At 53.6% G+C, this 20905-nt stretch carries 21 protein-coding genes; 7 read left to right on the top strand and 14 right to left on the bottom strand.

Features of this window, described 5'->3' with window-relative positions; all coding sequences use genetic code 11:
* Position 1: 1 nt before the first annotated feature.
* The 13 genes from HYS22_00105 to HYS22_00045 form a co-directional block, all read right to left on the bottom strand.
* On the bottom strand, positions 2 to 1051 hold the full coding sequence (locus tag HYS22_00105; GenBank protein MBI1908564.1) for a threonine synthase: 1050 nt from the start codon (positions 1049 to 1051) through the stop codon (positions 2 to 4).
* Positions 1052 to 1054: 3 nt separating this feature from the next.
* A complete protein-coding gene (locus tag HYS22_00100; GenBank protein ID MBI1908563.1) occupies positions 1055 to 2338 on the bottom strand; it encodes a homoserine dehydrogenase in 1284 nt (427 codons plus the stop codon).
* A complete protein-coding gene (locus HYS22_00095) occupies positions 2335 to 3501 on the bottom strand; it encodes an aminotransferase class I/II-fold pyridoxal phosphate-dependent enzyme (GenBank protein ID MBI1908562.1) in 1167 nt (388 codons plus the stop codon). The genes HYS22_00100 and HYS22_00095 overlap by 4 nt, the downstream gene beginning before the upstream one ends.
* Positions 3502 to 3544: 43 nt before the next feature.
* Complete coding sequence (recG, locus tag HYS22_00090; protein ID MBI1908561.1) at positions 3545 to 5659, bottom strand: ATP-dependent DNA helicase RecG; 2115 nt, start codon at positions 5657 to 5659, stop codon at positions 3545 to 3547.
* An 11-nt stretch (positions 5660 to 5670) separates the two neighbouring features.
* Positions 5671 to 7092 carry an OmpA family protein gene (locus tag HYS22_00085; protein ID MBI1908560.1) on the bottom strand — a complete coding sequence of 474 codons (1422 nt, stop codon included), beginning with the start codon at positions 7090 to 7092 and terminating at the stop codon, positions 5671 to 5673.
* Positions 7093 to 7144: 52 nt separating this feature from the next.
* Positions 7145 to 7558: a hypothetical protein gene (locus HYS22_00080; GenBank protein MBI1908559.1), complete on the bottom strand. Its 414-nt coding sequence runs from the start codon at positions 7556 to 7558 to the stop codon at positions 7145 to 7147.
* 364 nt (positions 7559 to 7922) lie between these two features.
* On the bottom strand, positions 7923 to 8723 hold the full coding sequence (locus HYS22_00075; GenBank protein ID MBI1908558.1) for a tetratricopeptide repeat protein: 801 nt from the start codon (positions 8721 to 8723) through the stop codon (positions 7923 to 7925).
* On the bottom strand, positions 8720 to 9436 hold the full coding sequence (locus HYS22_00070) for an FHA domain-containing protein (GenBank protein MBI1908557.1): 717 nt from the start codon (positions 9434 to 9436) through the stop codon (positions 8720 to 8722). Before HYS22_00070 ends, HYS22_00075 begins: the two co-directional genes overlap by 4 nt.
* Positions 9437 to 9440: 4 nt before the next feature.
* The gene (locus HYS22_00065; GenBank protein MBI1908556.1) at positions 9441 to 10487 is read right to left on the bottom strand and encodes a hypothetical protein; all 1047 of its coding nucleotides are present in this window, start codon (positions 10485 to 10487) and stop codon (positions 9441 to 9443) included.
* Positions 10468 to 10860, bottom strand: coding sequence for a hypothetical protein (locus HYS22_00060; protein MBI1908555.1), 393 nt, complete (start codon positions 10858 to 10860; stop codon positions 10468 to 10470). Before HYS22_00060 ends, HYS22_00065 begins: the two co-directional genes overlap by 20 nt.
* Entirely contained in the window at positions 10857 to 11204 is a 348-nt protein-coding gene (locus HYS22_00055; GenBank protein ID MBI1908554.1) for a hypothetical protein, read from the bottom strand. The genes HYS22_00060 and HYS22_00055 overlap by 4 nt, the downstream gene beginning before the upstream one ends.
* Before the next feature lie 18 nt (positions 11205 to 11222).
* Positions 11223 to 11918, bottom strand: a complete 696-nt coding sequence (locus tag HYS22_00050; GenBank protein ID MBI1908553.1) for a hypothetical protein — start codon at positions 11916 to 11918, stop codon at positions 11223 to 11225.
* Positions 11919 to 11959: 41 nt separating this feature from the next.
* Positions 11960 to 12676 carry a hypothetical protein gene (locus HYS22_00045; protein MBI1908552.1) on the bottom strand — a complete coding sequence of 239 codons (717 nt, stop codon included), beginning with the start codon at positions 12674 to 12676 and terminating at the stop codon, positions 11960 to 11962.
* A 265-nt stretch (positions 12677 to 12941) separates the two neighbouring features.
* On the opposite strand from HYS22_00045, the gene HYS22_00040 reads away from it, so the two are divergent.
* From HYS22_00040 to HYS22_00010, 7 genes are all read left to right on the top strand, one after another.
* Complete coding sequence (locus tag HYS22_00040; protein MBI1908551.1) at positions 12942 to 13088, top strand: hypothetical protein; 147 nt, start codon at positions 12942 to 12944, stop codon at positions 13086 to 13088.
* A complete protein-coding gene (locus HYS22_00035) occupies positions 13085 to 13816 on the top strand; it encodes a hypothetical protein (protein MBI1908550.1) in 732 nt (243 codons plus the stop codon). Before HYS22_00040 ends, HYS22_00035 begins: the two co-directional genes overlap by 4 nt.
* 69 nt (positions 13817 to 13885) lie before the next feature.
* Positions 13886 to 14827 (top strand): hypothetical protein, encoded by a 942-nt coding sequence (locus HYS22_00030; protein MBI1908549.1) that lies wholly within the window; start codon positions 13886 to 13888, stop codon positions 14825 to 14827.
* A 76-nt stretch (positions 14828 to 14903) separates the two neighbouring features.
* Positions 14904 to 15308, top strand: coding sequence for a hypothetical protein (locus HYS22_00025; protein MBI1908548.1), 405 nt, complete (start codon positions 14904 to 14906; stop codon positions 15306 to 15308).
* Between the two features lie 175 nt (positions 15309 to 15483).
* Entirely contained in the window at positions 15484 to 16146 is a 663-nt protein-coding gene (locus HYS22_00020) for a hypothetical protein (GenBank protein ID MBI1908547.1), read from the top strand.
* Entirely contained in the window at positions 16143 to 17234 is a 1092-nt protein-coding gene (locus HYS22_00015) for a hypothetical protein (GenBank protein MBI1908546.1), read from the top strand. The genes HYS22_00020 and HYS22_00015 overlap by 4 nt, the downstream gene beginning before the upstream one ends.
* A 62-nt stretch (positions 17235 to 17296) precedes the next feature.
* Entirely contained in the window at positions 17297 to 19336 is a 2040-nt protein-coding gene (locus HYS22_00010; GenBank protein ID MBI1908545.1) for a LamG domain-containing protein, read from the top strand.
* A gap of 92 nt (positions 19337 to 19428) precedes the next feature.
* Here the strand turns inward: HYS22_00010 and HYS22_00005 are convergent.
* Positions 19429 to 20905: hypothetical protein (locus HYS22_00005; GenBank protein MBI1908544.1), on the bottom strand; the 1477-nt coding region annotated here is incomplete at its 5' end.

Here is a 20905-nt window from a genome sequence, read left to right as displayed (position 1 = left end):
CTCAGCTGTCAAGCCTCTTCAAAATCTCTCTGACATCCGGTCTGATGACGACGACCTTGCTGGAACTCTTGATGGCAATGTCGGGATCCTTGAGTCCGTGACCGGTGAGGGTCATGACAACCGTCTCCCCTTTTTTAAAAAATCCTTTTTTGCCGAGTTTGAAAAATCCGGCGATACCGGCGGCGGAGGCCGGTTCACAAAAATACCCCTCGAGCGAGGCGACCATCCGATAGGCCTTCAGGATTTCGGCATCGGTGACCGTATCGATCAGTCCCCCGGATTCATCTCGTGCCTTCAGCGCCTTTTGCCAATTGGCCGGATTGCCGATTCGTATGGCGGTGGCGATTGTTTCCGGCCTGGCCACGATCTTTCCGCGGACAATCGGCGCGGCGCCGCTGGCCTGAAAGCCGATCATTTTTGGTTTTCCGGTGATAATTCCCTCCTCAAAATATTCCTGGTACCCCTTCCAATAGGCGCTGATGTTGCCGGCATTACCCACCGGGAGGAGATGATAATCCGGGGCCTTGCCAAGGGTGTCGCATACCTCGAAGGCGGCAGTTTTTTGCCCCTCCAGCCGGTACGGATTGATCGAATTGACCAGGACAAGCCCCCTTTCTCGGGAGACCTCTTTGACGAGGGTCAACGCCTCATCAAAATTGCCGCGGATCCCAAAGACCTTGGCCCCATGGACGAGGGCCTGAGAGAGTTTTCCCAAGGCGATCTTCCCTTCAGGGATCACCACAATGGCCTTGATGCCGGCCCGTGCGGCAAAAGCGGCGGCCGAGGCGGAGGTGTTTCCGGTGGAGGCACAGATGATCCCTTGCGCCCCTTGCTCCATCGCCTTGGAGACGGCATAAGTCATCCCGCGATCTTTGAATGATCCTGTCGGGTTTAGCCCTTCTAGCTTAAGGAAAACTTGAAGTCCTGGAAGGAGTTGTCTGGCCAGTCGTGGGGCGGGAAGGAGCGGGGTGTTTCCCTCCAGGAGGGTGACAATCGCCTCTTCCGAGACCGGTAGCTGTTTTCGATAGCGGCGGATCAACCCGGGGTGCATTTTCTAGTGACCTTTCAATTTGTCGACATGGACCAGCAGGGTCGGTTCGGCTACGGCATCGAGTTTATCGATCTCCACGAGCGCCTTTTTCAGATTTTTTTCACGGCATTCGTGGGTCATGATGACGATCGGCACCTTGGAGCCGGTATCCTGCTCATGCTGGTAGACGGTGGCGATGCTGATTTCGTTGGCGCCAAGGATGCCGGCGATCCGGGAGAGGACCCCCGGCTTGTCCACCGCGGTGAAACGGAGGTAATATTCCGAGCGGAGGTCGTCGATCGATTCGATCGAGACCTCTTTTTTGAAGGAGACAGGGAGAGGCATCCCGCGGGCCACGGAGACAATATCGCTGACAACCGCTGAGGCGGTCGGTCGCCCCCCGGCCCCGAGGCCGTAGAACATCGTTTCCCCCACCGCATCCCCAATCAGGGTGATCGCGTTAAATCCCCCGGAAACAGAGGCCAAGGGGTGAATTTCGGGGATCATCGTGGGATGGACACGCAGTTGGATCCCGCCAGCACTCTTCCTGGAAATGGCGAGTAACTTGATCCGGTAGGCGAATCGTTTGGCCATCTCTATTTCAAAGGGGGTGATCTTGCGGATCCCTTCGATATAAACCTGACGGAATGGAAAAGCAGTTCCGTAACAGAGTGTCGCCAGGATGGAGAGTTTGTGGGCCGCATCGGTTCCGTCGATATCCAGCCCCGGATCGGCCTCGGCAAACCCACGGCCTTGGGCCTCTTTAAGGGCCGTTTCAAAGGAGAGATTATGATCGGCCATTGCGGAAAGGATGTAATTGGAGGTGCCGTTGATAATCCCGTAGCTGGCTTCGATCTCATTGGCGATCAACCCTTGGGAAACCGCCTGCAGGAGCGGAATCCCTCCCGCCACGCTCGCCTCAAAGCCGATCGGCACCCTTTTTTCCCGTGCCTCCTGGAAAAGAACAAGACCCCGTTCCGCGAGGAGCGCCTTGTTTCCGGTCACCACCGATTTTCCGTTCCGGATCGCCTGGAGAACCAGCGGCTCGGGTGTCTCGAGGCCTCCCATCAGTTCGACCACGATGTCAATCTCCGGATCACCCACAACATCCTCCGGCCTGGTTGTCAGGAGTTTTTGGTCCACAAAGGAGGGGCGTTTCTTTTTGAGATCCCGGACGGCAATTTTCTTTAAGGTGAACTGAAGGCCGGACCGGGCCTCCAGGAGCTTCTTTTTTTGGCTCAAGAGACGAACGACCTCCGTCCCTACCGATCCACAGCCGAGCAAACCAATTTTAAATTCTTTTTTCATGAAAGCACCTTTTTTATTCCCTGCACCGCCTGCCGGATTCTTTTTTCGTTTTCCACGAGGGCAAACCGCACAAACCCCTCGCCATGCTCCCCAAAACCGACACCGGGCGAAACAGCCACCAAGCCTTCCTTTAACAACAACTTTGAAAATTCAAGGGAACCGGATTTCCGAAAACCCTCCGGGATCTTTCCCCAGACAAACATCGTCCCCCATGGTTTGGGGATCTCCCAACCGATTCTTTCGAGTCCCTCGCACAGGACATCCCGCCGCCGGCGGTAGATCTCCACGATTTCCTTTACCACGTTGTCCGATCCATTCAGTGCGACGGTGGCGGCAATCTGGATCGGGGCGAACATCCCATAATCCAGATAACTTTTCAAGCGGGTCAATGCGGCGATCACTTCCTTGTTGCCGACGCAAAAACCGACGCGCCAGCCCGGCATGCTGTAGCTCTTGGAGAGGGAATAGATCTCCACCGCCACCTTCCGGGCCCCGGGGACCTGGAGGATGGAGGGGGCCCGGTAGCCGTCAAAGACAAGGTCGGCATAGGCAAAATCATGGATCACCAGAAGATTGTTCTCTTTGGCAAAGTCGATTATTTTCTCGAAGAAGGTCATATCCACGACCTGTGTTGTGGGGTTTGAAGGGAATGAGAGGAGGAGGAATTTGGGACGGGCCGGTGCCTTTTTAATCGCCTGCTCCAGATTTTGAAAAAAATCGGTCTGGGTATCAATCGGCACCCCCTGCACCGTGGCCCCGGCGATGACACAGGCATAGGTATGGATCGGGTAGGTCGGGTTCGGCACCAGAACAACATCTCCCGGTTGTGTGATGGCGAGCATCAGGTGCGAATACCCCTCCTTGGCGCCGATCGTCGCAATCGCCTCGCACTCCGGATCCAGTTCGACGTTGTAGTTTTTCTTATACCAGTTGCAGATCGCCATCCGGAGCTTGGGGATACCGCGGGAGATCGAATAACGGTGATTTTTCGGTTTGGAGGCCGCTTCGATCAGCTTGCCCACAATGACCGGCGGTGTCGGCAGATCGGGGTTTCCCATCCCCAGATTGATGATATCTTGTCCCTTCTTCCGGGCCTCGGTCATCATCTGGGTGACAACCCCCAAAAGGTAGGGGGGGAGTTGTTGGACTCGGGGGAACTCCATTCGGTCTTTTTAATAAGAAAAACACCTTGTTGTAAACAAAGATCTACGCCACCTCGGCCAATTCCAATTTTCCCTGCCACCTCTCCCGGACCACTTGTTTGAGAGGCCGGTGTTCCTCCTTTTGGAGGGAGGGATCTTCCTCGACAAGCCGGAACGCCTCTTTGCGGGCGACCGAGAGAATCGGCAGGTCGCGGATCAGGTTGGCGATATGAAAGTCGGGGAGTCCGGATTGCCGTGTCCCCAGAAATTCCCCCGGTCCACGGATCGCCAGATCCTCCTCCGCGATTCGAAATCCGTCGTTGGTCTCCTCCATCACGGCGAGTCTTCTCTTGGCCTCGTCTGACCTGACGCCGCCGACCATCAAAAGACAGAGCGAATTTTTCTCCCCCCGCCCCACCCTCCCCCGGAGCTGGTGGAGTTGGGCCAGCCCGAACCGTTCGGCATGCTCAACGATCATCAGTGTGGCATTGGGGACGTCAATCCCGACCTCGATCACGGTGGTGGCGACGAGCAGTCCGATCCTTTTTTTCTTAAAGGAGTACATCACCTCGGCCTTTTCGTCCGGTGAAAGCCTCCCGTGAAGGAGCCCGACCGGATTTTGGGGAAATCTCTTTTTCAATTCTTCGGCCATCCGTGTCGCATCTTTGAGGTCCAGTTTTTCGCTCTCCTCGACTAAAGGATAAACAATATAGGCCTGCTCTCCCCGTTCGAGACAGCGGCGGATGACGTCATAGACTTTTTCCCGGGCCCGTTCCCCGACCACCCTTGTCGGAACCGGCTTCCGTCCGGCGGGAAGTTCGTCAATGATCGAAACATCCAGGTCGCCGTAAAGGGTCATCGAGAGTGTCCGGGGGATCGGCGTGGCGGTCATCACGATGATGTCTGGCGAGAGCCCTGTTGAAGAAATCCCTTTCCTTCTCAAAAGAGATCGTTGAAGGACACCAAACCGATGTTGTTCATCGATCAAGACCAGCCCCAGATTTTTGAAAACGACCTCTCCTTCCAGGAGGGCATGGGTCCCGATGATCAGAGGGGCCTCACCATTTTTTATCTTTGCCAAAAGCTCCTGTCGCACCGTTTTTGGAGTCCCGCTGGTCAGGAGTTGCGGTCCAGGACCGATCCCTGAAAGGAGAACCCGGCCCGTCAGGTAATGTTGTTCAGCCAGGATCTCGGTGGGTGCCATCAAGGCGGTTTGAAAACCGTTTTGCATCGCAATGACAGAGGCTGTCAAGGCAACCACCGTTTTCCCGGAGCCGACATCCCCCTGAACCAATCGGTTCATCGGTTGCGGCCCTGACATATCTTTCGCAATCTCCTGCAAAACCTTTTTTTGGGCGCCGGTCAGCGAGAACGGAAGGTTTTTTAAAAAATCGGAGAGAAAGACCCCCTCCACCTTGAAAGAAACCCCCTGTTCCTCCTTCACCCCCCTCTTCTTCAGGGCTATCCCCAATTCCACGAAGAAGAATTCCTCAAAGATGAGTCGCTCATGGGCCCTGGATCGGAATTCATTGAGGGCCCGGATATCTTCGTTGGGAGAGGGGTTATGGATCCATTCCAGCGCCTCGTTTAAGGGGAGCAGTCTCTCTTTCTCCCTCAGGCCTGCGGGGAGTGTTTCTGTGAGGGAAGACCGGGATTTTTCGAGTGCGGCCAGGACGATCCTCCGGATGGCCCTCTGGCCGATCCCTTCCGTCAACGGGTAGAGCGGGATAATCCCCGGGGCTTCCGCAAAGGGCGCTTCTTCCGCGTCAAGGATCTGCAGTTCCGGATGGATGAACTGGGCCTCCTTGTTATAGACGGTTGCTTCCCCGGAAAGCAGGACCCACATCTTTTTCTTGAATTGGGCCAGCATAAAACTGGGGAAGTGAAACCATTTGGCCGAAATCCGGCCGGTGCCATCCGACAGGATCATCTCGAATATTTTTTTTCGCCGCCGGCCGGCGAAGGCGATCCCGCAGGTCAAGATTTCAGCGACCACCGTCCTGTCTTTTCCCGGCATCAACTCCCGGATGGAGGAGAGTTTTCTCCGGTCGAGGTAGCGGTAAGGGATGTGGAAAAGGAGGTCTCCGATCGTCTGGATCCCCTTACGGCCTAAAAGTTCAGCAACCTGGGGCCCAACCCCTTTCAGGTACCTCACAGGGGTGGCCAGACTCTCCGACATGGCTTTTTTAGCTATTGAACCTTGTAGTTTTTGTGATTCTTGGGAGGGGCCGAGATCGGCGTTTCGGTCGGTGCCGCATCGGCCGGAGTCAAAAAGGCGGGCACTCTCGTCTCCTGCTCAAGAATAGTAAAAGCAACACGCCGGTTCTTGGCCCGGCCGATGGCGGTGCTGTTTTCAGCGATCGGTTGTTTCTCTCCGTAGCCAACCGCCTCCAGACGGCTCGCGGCGATCCGATGATCGACCAGCCATTTCTTCACGGCATTGGCCCTGTTCTGCGAGAGTTTCTGGTTGTAGGCATCCGAACCGATCCAGTCGGTATGTCCTTCGATCCTTACCTTCAGGACGTTCGGGTTCTGCGACAAAATATCGGCCACCGCCTGGAGGATCGGGAAGGAAACTGGCCGGATGATCGATTTATCGAATTCAAAATGGACCCGCTTGGTGATGACGATCTTTTTCTTTTCGATGTAGGCAAGTGTTTCCGGCTCCGGTGGTGGCGGCGGCGGGAGTTCAATACGGCGAGGACGGGTATAGGCGACACTGGCAATGATCCTGAAATCAGGAGAACCGTAACCGATCGTCAACCCGGCCCCCCCGGCGATGGTGGCTGAAAGGGTTTCGGTCGGAAAAAAACGGAGGCCTCCATCCGCCTCCAGGGGGAGTTCACGGACGATAGAGGTGTCGAAGGCATCCGGGATGACGGTGGAACCGTACCCTTCGGCAATGACCTCCATCCAGTCGGTGATCTTGACGTTGGCCCCGAGCCCGTAGGTGAACAGGTCATCGATCCGGATCGCCCGGCCCGGGACGCTGAAATTTTTGCGGGCCAGGTATCCCAGATTGATCGCGATCTGCGCCCGATCCAGAATATCCACATCGGTGATCAGTTTGATCCCGCCGGTAAAGCTGTTGTTGCCGGTAAACTTGCCGCCATCGCCGGTCGGGAAGGTGCCATACGGCATGAGGGAAATACCGACGTTATGCTGGTCGATATCCACGAGGCGGAATTTGAACTCCATCCGGACATCCCCCATCCGGGTTGTTGCCTTGCCGGAAGGGCTGGCCACGTTGGGGTCGTAGAATTTTTCATAAAGGGCCACCGGAAAGTCCAAACCCATCTGCAACCAGTCAAAAAATCCGATGGAACCGTAGGCATTCATCCAGAGGACATCCGAGATCACCTTGCCGGTGCTTCCGCCGGCGCTCCCGAGGGCCAGGGGATTTCTCGAATAATGCAGGACCGCCCCCGTTCGCCACTGCCACTGTTGCAGGTTTTGGGAGCTGTAAATGCTTAAGTACCGGCTTTCGTCCACCACAGGAAAGAAGATCTGCGCCGCCGCCGAGACACCGTCGCTGGTGCCAAAGGCGATTGCCGAAAGGGGAACCAGTTGGAGTGAAAGAAAAAGGGACAACGCGGCGATCCGCTTGGACATTACGCAATTTTTATTCAATTTTGGGGAAGAAGTCAATCAAAACCAAGAGTCGTCAGCGTGCACAAACGATCATGAAGGAGGGGGCACATCCCACCACCTTGTTCCTCCCCAGGGAATCGACGGTCGTTACCTGACAGGTGACCTTGCCATTGCCGTCGACCGAGGTGCGTCGTGTTGTGCTCGGACTGGAATCGGTCAACCCCACGGAAAAGACACATTCAGCCAAGGTAAAACCGGTTGGCGGTGTTAGTGTGCAACCGTCACAGGTCGTTCCGGCATTGGCGCCGATCGCCTTGGGGTTGGTGACGGCAAACGAGGCCGTCTGGAGGGGATCGGTCGGGGCCGCCTCATCCTGACCCTCCGTTTCCGCCGAGGCATTGGGCAAAAGGGGATCGGAGGCACTGCCACAACGGAGGAAGAGCAGAACGCCGGACAAAACGAGGATGAAGCCGATCGATTTCTTCAAAGTGGCCCTGTTCTAGCAATTCCCGGCTGGCAGTGCAAGGGAAATAAGAAAAGTACTAGTGGTGTTTTTTGGTGGTCTGCCGGTCCCAGATAACAACGGTTATGGCTACAATTGCCAGAAAGACTGCGATTGCTGTAGGGATGATCATCGACTTAACCTCCGCTGGGTTTCGCAAGCACAATACCACCCAACCATAGTATAGTGGAGCATAGAACCCCCGCAGAAACAAGTGCGTAATTGTATTCTTTCCCCGCAGAAGTGAGAAAAGGCCCTAGGACAAACGAACCAAACAAAACCTTCGAGAGATCTAGAAACATATCCGACATTTTTTCTCTTTGTTTTGGATGGAGCTTCATCGAACGAATTACCCTTTGCTAGAGGGAGTTTCAAACAACTTGGCCTTCATGAGGTGCCCCTGTCCCTCCGCGTTTTTTCCCTCATAGATCAGGAGATTTCCAAGCGCCTGTTGGGTGTTGGCGTCAGTGGGCCGGAGCTCAAGGGCCGATTGGTAGTAGCGGATCGCCTCGTCGTTCCTCCCCTCCCGTTCGTAGGTTTGTCCCATCAAATAGTGCAAGACGGCCGAGTCGGGGTAAAGTTGCATCAGGGGGGCCAGTTTCCCGCGCCGTTCCAAAAAGTTTTCCGTTGAGGACAAGCGAGAGAGGTGTTCTTTCAATTGAGATTCTTCGGGGCTTGTTTCCTGCCCCCTTTCGTCAAGGGTCATCATCAAACTGGCGGTATCCCCCGCCTGAGGGTGGTTCGGTTCCAGTGAAAGAAATCGGTCCAGATTGACAAGGGCCCGCTGTGGGTCATCCAGTTTATGGGCGTAGATCATCCCGAGGTTGTAATACGTCTTGGCCGACCTTGGATTTTTCTTGATCACCGTTTCATAGTCCTGGACAGCGGCAGGAAACTCTTCGAGACTCTGGTGGGCGACGCCGCGCAGGAAGTAGGCCTGTTCGTCATTGGGGTTCATCTGGAGAATCATGTTCAATTGGTCGACCGCCTCCCGATACTGCCCCACCCGGATCATCTTTTTGGCCTCCAGCATCTCATCGGCAACGGCGGTCTGGAGCGGCGAACGCCCCATCGAGGCACAGCCTGTGAATAAGAGACAGAAGGCGAGGATCAGGGTTTTTTGGACATGGTGAGCCTGTCGAACCATCATCGATACCTCCTCTGAGATTCCCGCGGCAGGATCGAAACCATTCTCTGCTTCGGATAGCTTCGTACCTTACTTCCCTCCCCCTTTGCGACCGAAGGAAGTCCCTGTGGGAGGGGGAGGGTCGGGGAGAGGGGGAGCGCTAGCTCTGGCGGACGGGTGAGGGGGAGTGCGGAGGCCCCCGGCGTCACAAATTCCGCCAACGGGGCCGAGTTTTCCTTCCTTGTTTCCATTTGAGACCAGGCCAAAAACGAGAACCCACTCATCAGAGAAATTACGGCCGTTACGGCGATCCATTGTTTTTTTGATTTCATCCATCGGAGGGGCGTTGCCGGCCGCGCCCCGTAATGATCATCCCCCCCCACCAGTTTTAAATAAATCCCCCCCACCTGGATGGACTGCCCCTTTTTGATCGAAACAACCGGTTTCTTTTTTCCGTTAAAAGAAATCCCGTTGAGTGAGGAGAGGTCGTAAAAGATCACCTCCCCTTCCTTGTGATAGTCGATCACCCCATGCCTCTTGGAGACGGTCGGGTGGTCGAGGATGATCTCGTTGTCCGGTCCGCGGCCGTAACTCTGTCGGCCGAAGAAGACCAGAAACTCCAGGGGTGTTCCACCCAAGGGTGCTTCACCCGACCCCATTGACCGGCCAGGAACGACCACCAGTTTTAACGGTGGAACCATCTTTTGATGTTGCCCAAAAACGACTGTCTCGCCCATTTTTTTAGTCCTCCATGATCTTGTAGCTTGAAGGGGAACCGTTCATCGCGCTCTTTTTTTCGTGGGCAAACCGGACCAGGTTGCCGATTCTCGGCCTGAAATTCCCAAGAACGACCGCCCGGGTGTATTTCGTTTCCACCTCGACCGCCTCAACAAGCCCCAGTTTTTGCTCAACAAGCCCGAGCACCTCGTTGGTTTCCGGGTCGGTCAGCACCTTTTGCACGGCGCTGACCACAAACCGGTCGCCCGGTTCGATGTTGGCGGTCCGGCCGGCATCCAAATAGACGTTGTTTCCGTCCCCGTCGATGACACGGGCCAGCCACTGGAACTCCTCCGTCCTCTTGCCGATGATCTTGAGGATGAAGTCCAGCGCGTCATCAATCGCCCGGCGTGTCGCCTTGCCGAGCGGTGTCTTGTGGAAGAACTCGCCGCCGAATTCAATGAACTTGTAGTCAATCTTGGTTCCGACCGCCTTTTCCCAGGCCCTCCCCTGCGCCCGGTGGGAATGGAGGATCTCACCGGTCCGGGTATCCACCACCCGGAGGTCGATCCCGACATGGGCCGCCACCGCATCGCCGCTGATCCGGGGGCCAAACGATTTCATGATCGAGAGCGCCGCGCCGCCCCCCATCTGGCGCTCTTCAAATTCGGTAACCTGGCCGACGATCAGGTAATCCACCCCCAAAAGCTGGCCGGCAGGGGTTTGGGTCATCGGCGAAGAAAGCCGGTTTTGCCCCAACTCCTGTTCGATCAGCACCTTGGAGAGGATCGCCCTCTCAACAACCAGCACCTGGCCGGAGTCTATTAAGGAGGTGACGAGCTGGGCCGCCAACCCCCCGCCGATGTTCCAACCGCCGTACGCCGCCGCAAACCGGTCGGTCGCGCCGAATTCGGAGACGGCCACACGGGACTTCGGTCCGGATTTGGAGAGACCGGCGGCGTGGGACAGATCAAATGAGCCGATCAGCAAGAAGATCGCTAGGAGCGAACGGGTGGCGAGGGGGACCAGTCCTCCGCTCAAATGTTTTTTGCTATAGGCAATTTTTCTCATTAGGGTTCACCACCTGTACGTTGACACTGTTATTCACGGTCCCACTGTTCCCATCGACCTTCACCTCCCCATGCCCTGCCTCCACATTAAGATTCCCTACTGACTTTTTGTCTTTTGTTGCCAAATCGCGAAGCCGCTGTCGGGCCTGTTGAATCGGGGAACAAACGTCTCTCTGCGGGGTCATCATTGGTTGGATGACCCGGACCACGGAGTTTCGCTCCTCCGCCTGTTGTTTCATCCGCATATCATTGATCACGGCCGCTAGCGACGGACCCTGCTCTGTCTGTTGCGCCGCCATCGCCGTTGACACCAGGCAAAGCTCCAGAGAAACAAGCAAAAGAACCGCTAAATGCAGGGGGTGGCTATTTTTCATTGTTTCAAATTCCCCATGATAATGGTCGAATTGATGGAGGTGTCCACAAAGTTGCCGGTGGCATTGCCGCCAAAACCGCCGATCGTTACATTGTCATGCCCGACATGGATGTTCACATCGCCGAGAATGGCGGTGTTGTTGTCGCCGAAGGTAGGACTGCGGTCCCGGTAACTGTTCGTCCCGTAGCCGGAGTAGGAATTCCCCGCTCTTCCGCTGTCTTGGGCGTTATCTTGGGCGCAGTCCCTCAGACAGGCCGCCTCGGTCGTAAGCGGTAGACCCAGCACCAACCCGAGGGCCAGGAGAGGGACCGCTTTTTTCAGGATTTTGTTCCGTTTTGTTTTCATGACAGTTCTCTCCATGGATTATTTACTTGCCGGTACGTTGTTGCTGTTGATGACATTTCCCACCCCGAAATAGCCGGAGAGGGAGTTGTTGATCTGGTTATTGGAACCGGAGAAATTACCCATCTCGATTTTTCCAACACCGAGGCTCGGCGCATAGTTCCCGGCAACGATGGCGGAATTATCGCCGGCCTTGATATCCATGTACTTGGTATCATGCGTCTGACGTGCATCAATCATACTGCGACCATCCGTGTAGTTATGGCTGTCTGTCGTATGTACTTGACGGGCATCGACACGGTTGTCGCTCAAATTCCGGCCATCGATCCGGTTGTCGCTCAAGTTTCTATTATCGCTCAAGTCTCGACTGTCGCTGTAGGAACGGCTGTCGTTCCACTGCCGGTTATCGTTGTTGCTATCTTTGACGCTATTATCGTAGAAACGGTTATTGGAATTAGTGTTTATCTTGTTATTAGAGTTAGTATTGGTGTTGTTGGAGTTACTGACTGTACCATTATCTCCCATTTCGTATTTGTCTCTACCGGCAGAATTTCTACCGGTCTGCTGTATGTTCCCGGCCCCACCCTGTCGGTTCGCTTCACTAGAGGAGGCACTGACATCGAAACCCCATCCCCATGCTTGACTTCCGATCCCGGCTGTTAACAGGGCGACAGCCAGTGCGCCTTGGGTGAAGCACCCTTTTATTGTCTTTTTCATTTGAGTCTTCTCCTTTTCTGTTTGTTGGTTTCTCATTGAATTTACCAATTCCACCCTTCCGCTTGTCCTCCCTGACCACTGTTATTCATGTTCCTGTTTCGAACGTCGTTCATGTTACTGTTCGTGCCTCGGCCGTCAGCGGCGTTCGGACCTGTCATGTACAGGGTTCGATTATCAGTGAAGTTGTGGCTATCTGTCGTATTAAAACTATTCGCGGCACTCCATTGACGGTTGTCGCTGAAATTTCTGTTATCAATACGGTTGTCGCTCAGATTCGCGTTGTTGCTGAAATCCCTGTTGTCAATATGGACACCGTTGTCGTTCCACTGTCGGCTGTCATTGCCACTATTTTTCATGCTGTAATCGGTGAAACGATTATTGGAATCAGTATTGGTCGTGTTATTCGAGTCAGTGCGGATATTATTCGAATTGCTGACTCGGGAATTGTCTCCCATTTCGTATTTGTCCCGGCCGGCAGAGCCTTTCCCTGTCTGCGTAATGTTGTGATGGCCAGCCTGTTGATTCGCCTCAGTGGAGGACCAACCAAAATTGAGGGAAGGGTTAATACTACCGGCGGAGGCACTGGCGCTAAGGGAAGGATTAATGTTGGCAGTAGGATTGAGGCTGGCGGAAGGGCTAACGTTAGCAGAGGGATTAAGGCTGGCAGAAGGGCTGATGTTGGTCTGACTCCAGCCTGTCCCTCCTATCCCTACTGTTAACAGGGTCACAGCTAGTGTCCCTATGACTTGTCTCTTCATCTCACTTCCTCCTTTTTATTTTGGGTCTCTTTTTCAGAGCTCCCGTTGTTGTTTTTAAAATCGTCACAAGTCTTCCTTTAGCAAGAGGCGTGCCAAGCCTCTCCTGAGCACAAAACTGGTTTTGAAAGGTTTGGTGAACGGTTCGATTTTCGTACCGTGGTTCGATTTTCGAACCGTTTTTAAGTAGGGGCACACGGCCATACGCCCCTACGATGCATTTAATGGCTCCCCGGCACTTGGCACGCCGGTTGCTATAGAGAATACCATGGCAGGTGTCGTTGACCAAAATCCGGTCAGTTCCCAAAGCGGGGCTCCCCCTTGCGATGGGAACAAAGACACCTGCCAAAATTTAAAAACCACCAACCGGCACGAGGGGAGCGATCGCTGGAAGGAAAAAAGGAGAACCCAATGAAGAAGACGAACAAGAAGGAAAAAACAAAGATCAAAAAGATCCTGATGGTCCTGCTGACGGCATCAAGTTTAGCCGCCTGCGGCGGAGGTGATGGTCCTTCCAAGGAGACTGTCAAGGCGGCCAAAGGGGTTATGGCAGTGGTGATGCAGAACTCGGCATCTGGGGATATTCAACTGCAAGCCTTAACGACTAACTTTGATCAGAGCGAGAAGGTGGTCCTCCCCTGCTCCTCCGGATCTGCGGATGTTAGTCAGTCCGTGAAAGGTTCGGTCACCACGGACGATCAATCGGAAGAGGTCACCAGTGTCAATCTGGACGTCGTGAGTGATGTTGTTCTCAACAAATGTGCACCGGCCAACATGACCTCTACCAAGGACGTTGACGAATCCACATTTGTCCTGGATGGCACGATCGGTGAAAAAGCTAAGGTGAATGGTTCGGAAGAAAATCCTTATTTTAGCGTGAGCCAGACCGGTAACATCAGGATCAGCGGTGCCTGTGAAGGCTCTTTGCAGTTTGAGGTGACTTTAAAAGGTTCGGACAAAGTTTGCACCAGTACCGGCACTGTTTCGGGAACCATCTGCGGGGAGAGGGTTAACTCTGAGGTCAGCGGGAACTGCGGCAACCCATCCCTCTCTGAGGATACGTTTGGGGAGGAAGATGATGAGAACGCCAAGGATAAAGCCAAAGACAAAAAAGACGACGATGATGACGATAGCAAAAAGTAGTTTTTACCTGCTCCCATTCCCTCTCCCATCTCGGGAGAGGGTTGGGTGAGGGGAAAAAAGGAGAACCCAATGAAGAAGATGAATAAGAAGGAAAAAGAAAGAATCAAAAAGATCCTGATGGTCCTGCTAGCGGCGTCGAGTTTAGCCGCCTGCGGTGGTGGGGGTGAGGAAAACGAACAGGTATCATCCGGTTCAGTCAGTGGTAAGGCGGTTAAGGGAGTGACTTCAGCACTCTTTAGTGCCACCTCCTCTCAAGGAAGCCAATCCACATCTGCCTTTCAGGCGCTTCAAACGGCAACGACAACGGTCGATGAGACCGCCTCCGAAACCATTCCTTGTCAGAAAGGATCGGCAAAGGCGACCGGCAGTCTCAAAGGGCAGGCGGGGGCAGATTCAGTCGATCTTTCTCTGGATGAGTCAATCACCTTTGACGGTTGTGCCATGGCCGATTCTGCGTCCACCAGCGACGTCGACGAATCCGGGTTCTTTCTGACCGGAACCGTCGGCCAGCAGGGAACGATCAAGGGGCCGAGCAATAACGTGGCGATTGTCATTACGGAGACAGCCTCCCTCAAGATCAGCGGGACCTGTGAAGGGGAGCTAACCTATGATTTCAAGGTTGATGCCTCTGCCACCGCTTGTTCAATCGAAGGCAATATCGACGGCACCCTCTGTGGCGAAAAGGTCAGTTGTTCCCTATCCGGAAGTTGTTTCGATCTCTCCATGAAGGGGAGCAATTGTGGATCAGAAGACGATAGCGAGAAATCCAATTCTGTATCTGATGCTGACGGTTCTGCGGGGCGTGACAAGATCACGTTCAATACTGGAAACAATAACAGCAATTTCAACAACACCATCAATTCCAATAATAATACCAATATCAATTCTAATAACACTGTCATTGATAATAGTACGACCAACAGCAACAATAACAACAGCGTGACAATCATCAATGGCAATAACAACAACGGTGATACCGTCATTAATGGTGATGTCATCGTAGCCAAGTAAAAAACGAACTCCCTGGCTCTCCCTTCCCTCTCCCATCTCGGGAGGGGGTTGGGTGAGGGGAAAAAAGGAGAATCCGATGAATAAGCCGGTCAACAAGAAGGAAAAAGAAAGAATCAAGAAGATCCTGACGGTCCTGCTGACGGCGGCGAGCCTCGGAGCCTGTGCCGGTTCAAAATTTGCCCTGGTCTATCCCGGCATGACCTCGCAGGAAGTGGTCAAGGCAATGGAATCCGGCCCCAGCAAGGTAGAACAGCACGAGGGGAACTACGCCACCTGGTACTACGGCAAGGACCAGTGCCTTCTTTTGAAGGATGACAAGGTCTCCACCAAGAGCCAGACGGAAGAGAAGACAGCCCTTTCCATTCCGGGTTTGGGCGGGCTGTCAGAAAAGAAGACGGCGGAATGTCTCCCCCCGGGCAAAGTTGCTACGGGAAAAGTGGAACGATCCGTTGACACACCGTGGGGAGGATTAAAGCATTAAACGGTTCCCGTCATCCCTCCCTCTCCCTCTTGGGGAGAGGGTCAGGGTGAGGGGGAGGCCGATAATTATAGCAACATTGACAAATGGTGACCGATAAACTAACCAGTTTGGCGCGGGGGAGCCTCAGAAAAACCCCCCTCTCCCTGGATGGGAGAGGGTCGGGGTGAGGGTGACCATGGACGGCAAAAGGTTTGGTTTTTTCTCCAGATTTCTCCTGATTCCGCTTGTCCTGACCCTCCTCTTCCCCCCTACCCTTTTTGCTGGGCCTGCAATCCCCACAGAATCCGGCGATTTAGCGACGCTTATTCATGAGGCCCGGAACCATTATTACCAGATGGAATGGACCAAGGCGCGGGTGAAGTCGGAGAAGGCGATGGCCCTTGTTTCCTCCATGAAACTGGAAGGAGTGGTCAGAGATCAATTTATTGAGGCCTCCCTTCTCATGGCGATGATTGACCTGGCGGATGGTCGCAGGAGGTCTGCCGTGACGGGGTTGGAGAAGGTGGTCCAGTTGGACCCGAGCTACCGTCCGGACCCGAAGCTCTACCCTCCCCGGATGATCAAGACCTACGAAGAGGCTCGCACCAATACCATGATCGATCAGGCTCGCCTTGACTCGTCGGCGAGGCCACAACGCTCCGAGCCGATACCAGCTCCTTTGGCGTTAAGAACCACTGAAAGGAAACCATTTTACAAGAAGCCGATCTTCTGGATTGCGAGCGGTGTTTTGATGGCTGGTCTTGGGATGGGGATCGGTTTTGCGGTGGCGGGGAGTGGGGGTGGCGGGGATGGCACCGATATCACTATTGATTCACCGGTTTTTGGGAATTCACGATGAAAAAGACCCTCTATTCCTTAATACCCCTTTTCCTCTTCCTCTCCCTCATCAGCTGTTCTTCCGGTGATTCCGGGTTTGAGTCGGCCATTCCGCAGGCGTTGTTGGATTTGGGGATTCCGTTAAAGGCTTATGCGGTTGTTTCTACCGATCCGGAGGAGCGGCACGAGATGGAGCTGGATCCGGAGACGAACAGTTTTCGGGGGACGGTGACGGTTCCGACCGGATCCACCTTTGATGTCACGGTGATTTATGAGGGGGATATTTCACCAAAGGAAACGGTAGAACTGGAGCATTTGGTGCGAAGGAATCTCACGGCGGTTGGGGAGGAGATGAATGTTTCTTATTTGGGAGATGAGGCCAACTGGGAGGCGGTTTACGAGGGGACCCCCGGTTTGGACCTGGATGGGGATGGTTTTGGGAATTTGGCGGAGTATGTTTACAAGAGTGACCTTTATTCCAAGAATTCAATCCCCCAGGGGGGTCCCTCTCTTTCCGCCACGCGCGGGGATATTCTGACAAACAACTCTGTTTCCCTGCCCAAGCCCGGTTCCACCTTTTTTGATTCTTTGACCGGGGATGCGGAAGTTTTGATAAGGGCTGTTATCGATGGGGACAAGCCGTTCCCTTTCGATATTAAAGAGATGTTGGTTGTCTCCCCGAGCTATGGAATTCATGTTTTGACACCAACAGACGAGATTTTGAAGAAGAAACAGATGATTTTGTTGATTGAGACGGACCGGTTTGTGGTGGGGGATTTGGTCGGGACGATGGCCTTTAAGGTTCGTGTCAAAGACAAGTACGGTCTTGTGGGGGAAACCACCTTCACCTTTTCTGCCTTTAATAACGAAGATACCAAAGGGCCCAGTCGTGTCCGGTTGGATTTGCAGAAAGATCAGGAGATCAACGGCCCTGCCTCCTTTATTTGGGAACTGGATGACCCTTCCGGTCTGGAAGCGGTTTCGGTCAAACTTATCGGTAATGGGGTGGAGCGTTTGCTGGGGATAGCCGATCAGGATTCTTCGGTGACCCGTCTTTTGGCCAATCTTCTTCACTCAAACATAATGCTTATGAGGAGAGAGTTCCGATAAAATTCAGGAGAACCAGTTCGCAGGTTCCTGTTATCTCCAATGTTCGTTTGGAGGGGAATCGTTTGCCTGGTGACTTTACGATCGCCTGGGACGGATCGGATCCGGACGGCAATGAAGACCTTGCGAGTTACACAGTGACGGTGACGTCGAACGGGGGTGAGGTGATCACCTGTTCGAACCTGACGGAAAACCGTTTGGTGGGGGGTGGGGATTACCGTTCCGTTTGTCAACTCAAGCGGACCGGTTATGGGGAGATGGTAACTCCACTCACCTTGGGGGCCAAGTCTGATTACCGGATGGAGGTCAAGGCGGTTGATTACCAGGGGTTGTCCTCTTCTCCGGTGGTGGGGATTGGGACTATTTTGGATAACAATCTTGTGAGCTGGTGGCGGTTTGAGGAAGGTTCCGGTTCCGGGGCAAGGGACAGCACCGGTTTGAACACCGGGTTGTTGTCCGGGCCGCAATGGGTCAGCGGGGTTTCCGGCAAAGGGCTCTTGTTTAACGGTACGAGTGATTATGTGGCGTTATCGAGCAACGGTTTTCCGACCGGTGCTTCGTCACGGTCGGTATTCTTGTGGTTCCGGTGGGATGAGGCTATTGCCGGTGGGGATTGCCAAGCCTATCGGAATCCCTTTTGGTACGGTTCCGAGGTGAATGATGGGATGAACAGGATTGACCTGAGCGGTTGTTCGACACCGACGGTGCGTTTGGTTGGTATCAACAACGATACAACCCCTGTGACGACCGGAATGACACAAGGTGTTTTGGGTTACACCTACGATGGGAAGATGGTCAGGATTTATTGGAACGGGGTGCTGATTTCTGAGGAGGAGAAGGGTTGGAATACCGTTCCAGGGATGGCGGAGATCGGTCGGAGGGTTGGGGCCAATTCTTTCAAGGGGGCGTTGGATGAAGTATCGATCTACAACCGCGCCCTCTCCGTCGATGAGATTCGCCGGGATTGTCGTCGAACCTTTTTCGGACATGGTGAGCTTGTCGAACCATGCCCCGACCCTCGCTCCCCGATCATCCTCCTCCCCACCCCGGGGATGAAACTCCCCCCGACCAAGGCCCTGTTTGCATGGAGGGGTGAGAAAGACCCGGCGGGGAGGATGATCTATCCGGATTCAACCTATCAAGTGAGTTATCAGATTTTTGCTGATGGTCTTGGAATGTGGACAGAGGCTACTCAACTAGGATCAATTACCACAGGTTATTATGTGAATGAACTTGGAGCTAGTTCTGTTAACAAGAAATTTCGTTTGAATGTCACTCCAAATGATAATTCCAACGCCACCTCCACCCGCACTTTTTCGACGACGGCGCCTGTGGTGAGCTGGTGGTCTTTTAATGAGGGGTCTGGGGATGCTATTGATTCGATCAGGGGGATTAATGGTCAGTTGATCAGTGGGCTGTTGCGGACACCCGGTATCAGCGGATCGGCCCTTTCGTTTGATGATCGGAGTAACTATATTAACCTTGGCAATGCGGCTCGTCTAAAATTTGATACTGGTTCTTCTTTTATGATTGAGTCCTGGGTCAGGCGTAATTCTGCCGATTCACCCAACGACGACACTATTTTCTCCAAGATGGATATGACAGACCCGACAGGTCGGGGTTACAATTTTGCCATTCTTTCAGGGGGTCAAAGTGTTCTCAATGGGTCTGCCAACACGGTAGACTTTATGATAAGGAGCCAGAATAACGCAAACCGTTACATTGAGGGCAGGACGGAGACGACGATAACAGACACCAACTGGCACCATGTTGCGATGAGTTATGCCGGTTCACGCTTGGTGGATGTCTCCAGTATCAGGCTTTATATTGACGGGCAATCGCAGAAGGTGATTCCTGTGGTGAATGCCCTCTCCCTGACGGAAAGTGCGGACACCCCTGCTGAGGCCCGTATCGGGGCCTCTCGTTCATGGGGCGGCGACGGTGGTTCAGTGGATAATGTCTTTAACGGACTCATGGATGAGGTGATGGTGTATCAGGATGATGCCAATCCCAGCAATCTCAGTCCGGCGGTCATTTGTAATAGTTACCTGACCACCTGTTTTTCAGCCGGTCTTTCCTGTGATTTTTCCTGTGTCCCTCAGTAACGGTATCTCCCCCTCACCCCCTCTTACCCTAAGAGGGGGGATTGGAACCCCTCCCCTTAGAGTAAGGGGAGGTTGGGAGGGGATACGAACCATCAATCCCCCGTCGTCGCATATTTTGCCCGACCATTCGTCGCATCGTAGTAAGAGATATGCAACCTATCATTCGAATCAATCGCGATGTCACAGTAATTTCCCACATCCCCGGTTGAATCTAAGGTCATCGTGACCCAGCTACCGGTAAGGTTGGTCGCGTATTTGAGGTCTTTGTTGGTGGAGTCGTAGTAACAGATGTGGAGGAATCCTTTGGAATCAATAGCAATGCCGGTTAAGCCACTGGCTACTGTATCAATTGTGGAAGTCGTCCAACCAGAACCACTGTTTTTTGCCAATTTCATCGATGGAGTAGTATAAGGAACATAAACAACTCCATCATGACCTATCAAAATTGAAGGGCCTACTGCATCTCCAGTGACAATTGTTTCCTCATTCCATGAACCAGTTTTATTTGTCGCGTATTGAAGTTGAAAGGGAGTGTTAAACGAAGTGGCAGTAATATACACTTTATTGTTGGAATCCAAAGCTAGAGAAGAGGTTAGGTTAAAGACACCATTGGATATAACCTGCTGACTACTCCAACTCCCCGCTGTTCCTGTGACATACCGTACCTTGCTAGAAGCCTGATGAGAGATATGCACCGTGCCGTTGGAATCGACCGCAATGGAGGGAGAGACCCCCCCCGCCTCGATGGTTTCAGTCGCCCAGGAGCCGCTCTTGTTGGTGGCATACTTGAGAGTACTATTGGTCGTATCCCTGTAGGCGATATGGAGCTTGTTGTTGGAATCCACCGCAATCGAGGTCCCGGCACCGACATCCCCAATGCCATCAATACCGGTGTAGCTAAAAGCGGCGTTATTTCCGTTTTGACTAAAGTTTGGATTAGAATTCAGTCCCAGATCACTAGTTAAACCCCTGTAAAGGGAGATGGAGGGGTTTCCCGATGAGTCAACAGCAATAGAGGTATACTGCCCAAAACCGGTTTCGTTGCCAGTTGTCAAAATCCTCAACACCTCAATCTCATCCGAGAGTGTCCGGATGTTGTTTGCCTTGTCTTTGAGATGGACGTAAAGGGTCTTTTTGCCCCTCATCGGTGAAGCAAGTGTGGTGTTCTGGCTTTGGGTGAGTGAACTGGTGGAACTGACCGCCACCCAGGAGCTGGAAGAAACAGTAGGAGGGGTGGAGTCTGTGGAGAAGAGATAGGCGATAATCCCACTGTTGTCTGTCGTGGTGACCGACTCTGAGACATCCGCATCCGACTCCAGTGTGAGCTTGTTGCCGTTGTCAATCAACAGAGTCCCTTGGGGAGGGGTCATGTCCAGGGTAATTGTAGAACTGGAACTACTCCTCCTCCCGTCAGAGTCTTTGAGATGCAGATAGACTGTTTTTAAACCATCCCCTGAAGAGAGGGTGTAAGAGATTGTTTTGGAGAAACCGGAGGTGCTTGTTTTGGCACCCTCACCCTCGCCCTCTCCCGTCAAGGGAGAGGGTACCTGATTCTTGCCCTCTCCACCT

This window comes from Deltaproteobacteria bacterium, assembly GCA_016177765.1.
Classification (GTDB): Bacteria; UBA10199; UBA10199; order JACPAL01; family JACOUP01; genus JACOUP01.
This window is presented reverse-complemented; position numbering and strand designations above follow the sequence as displayed.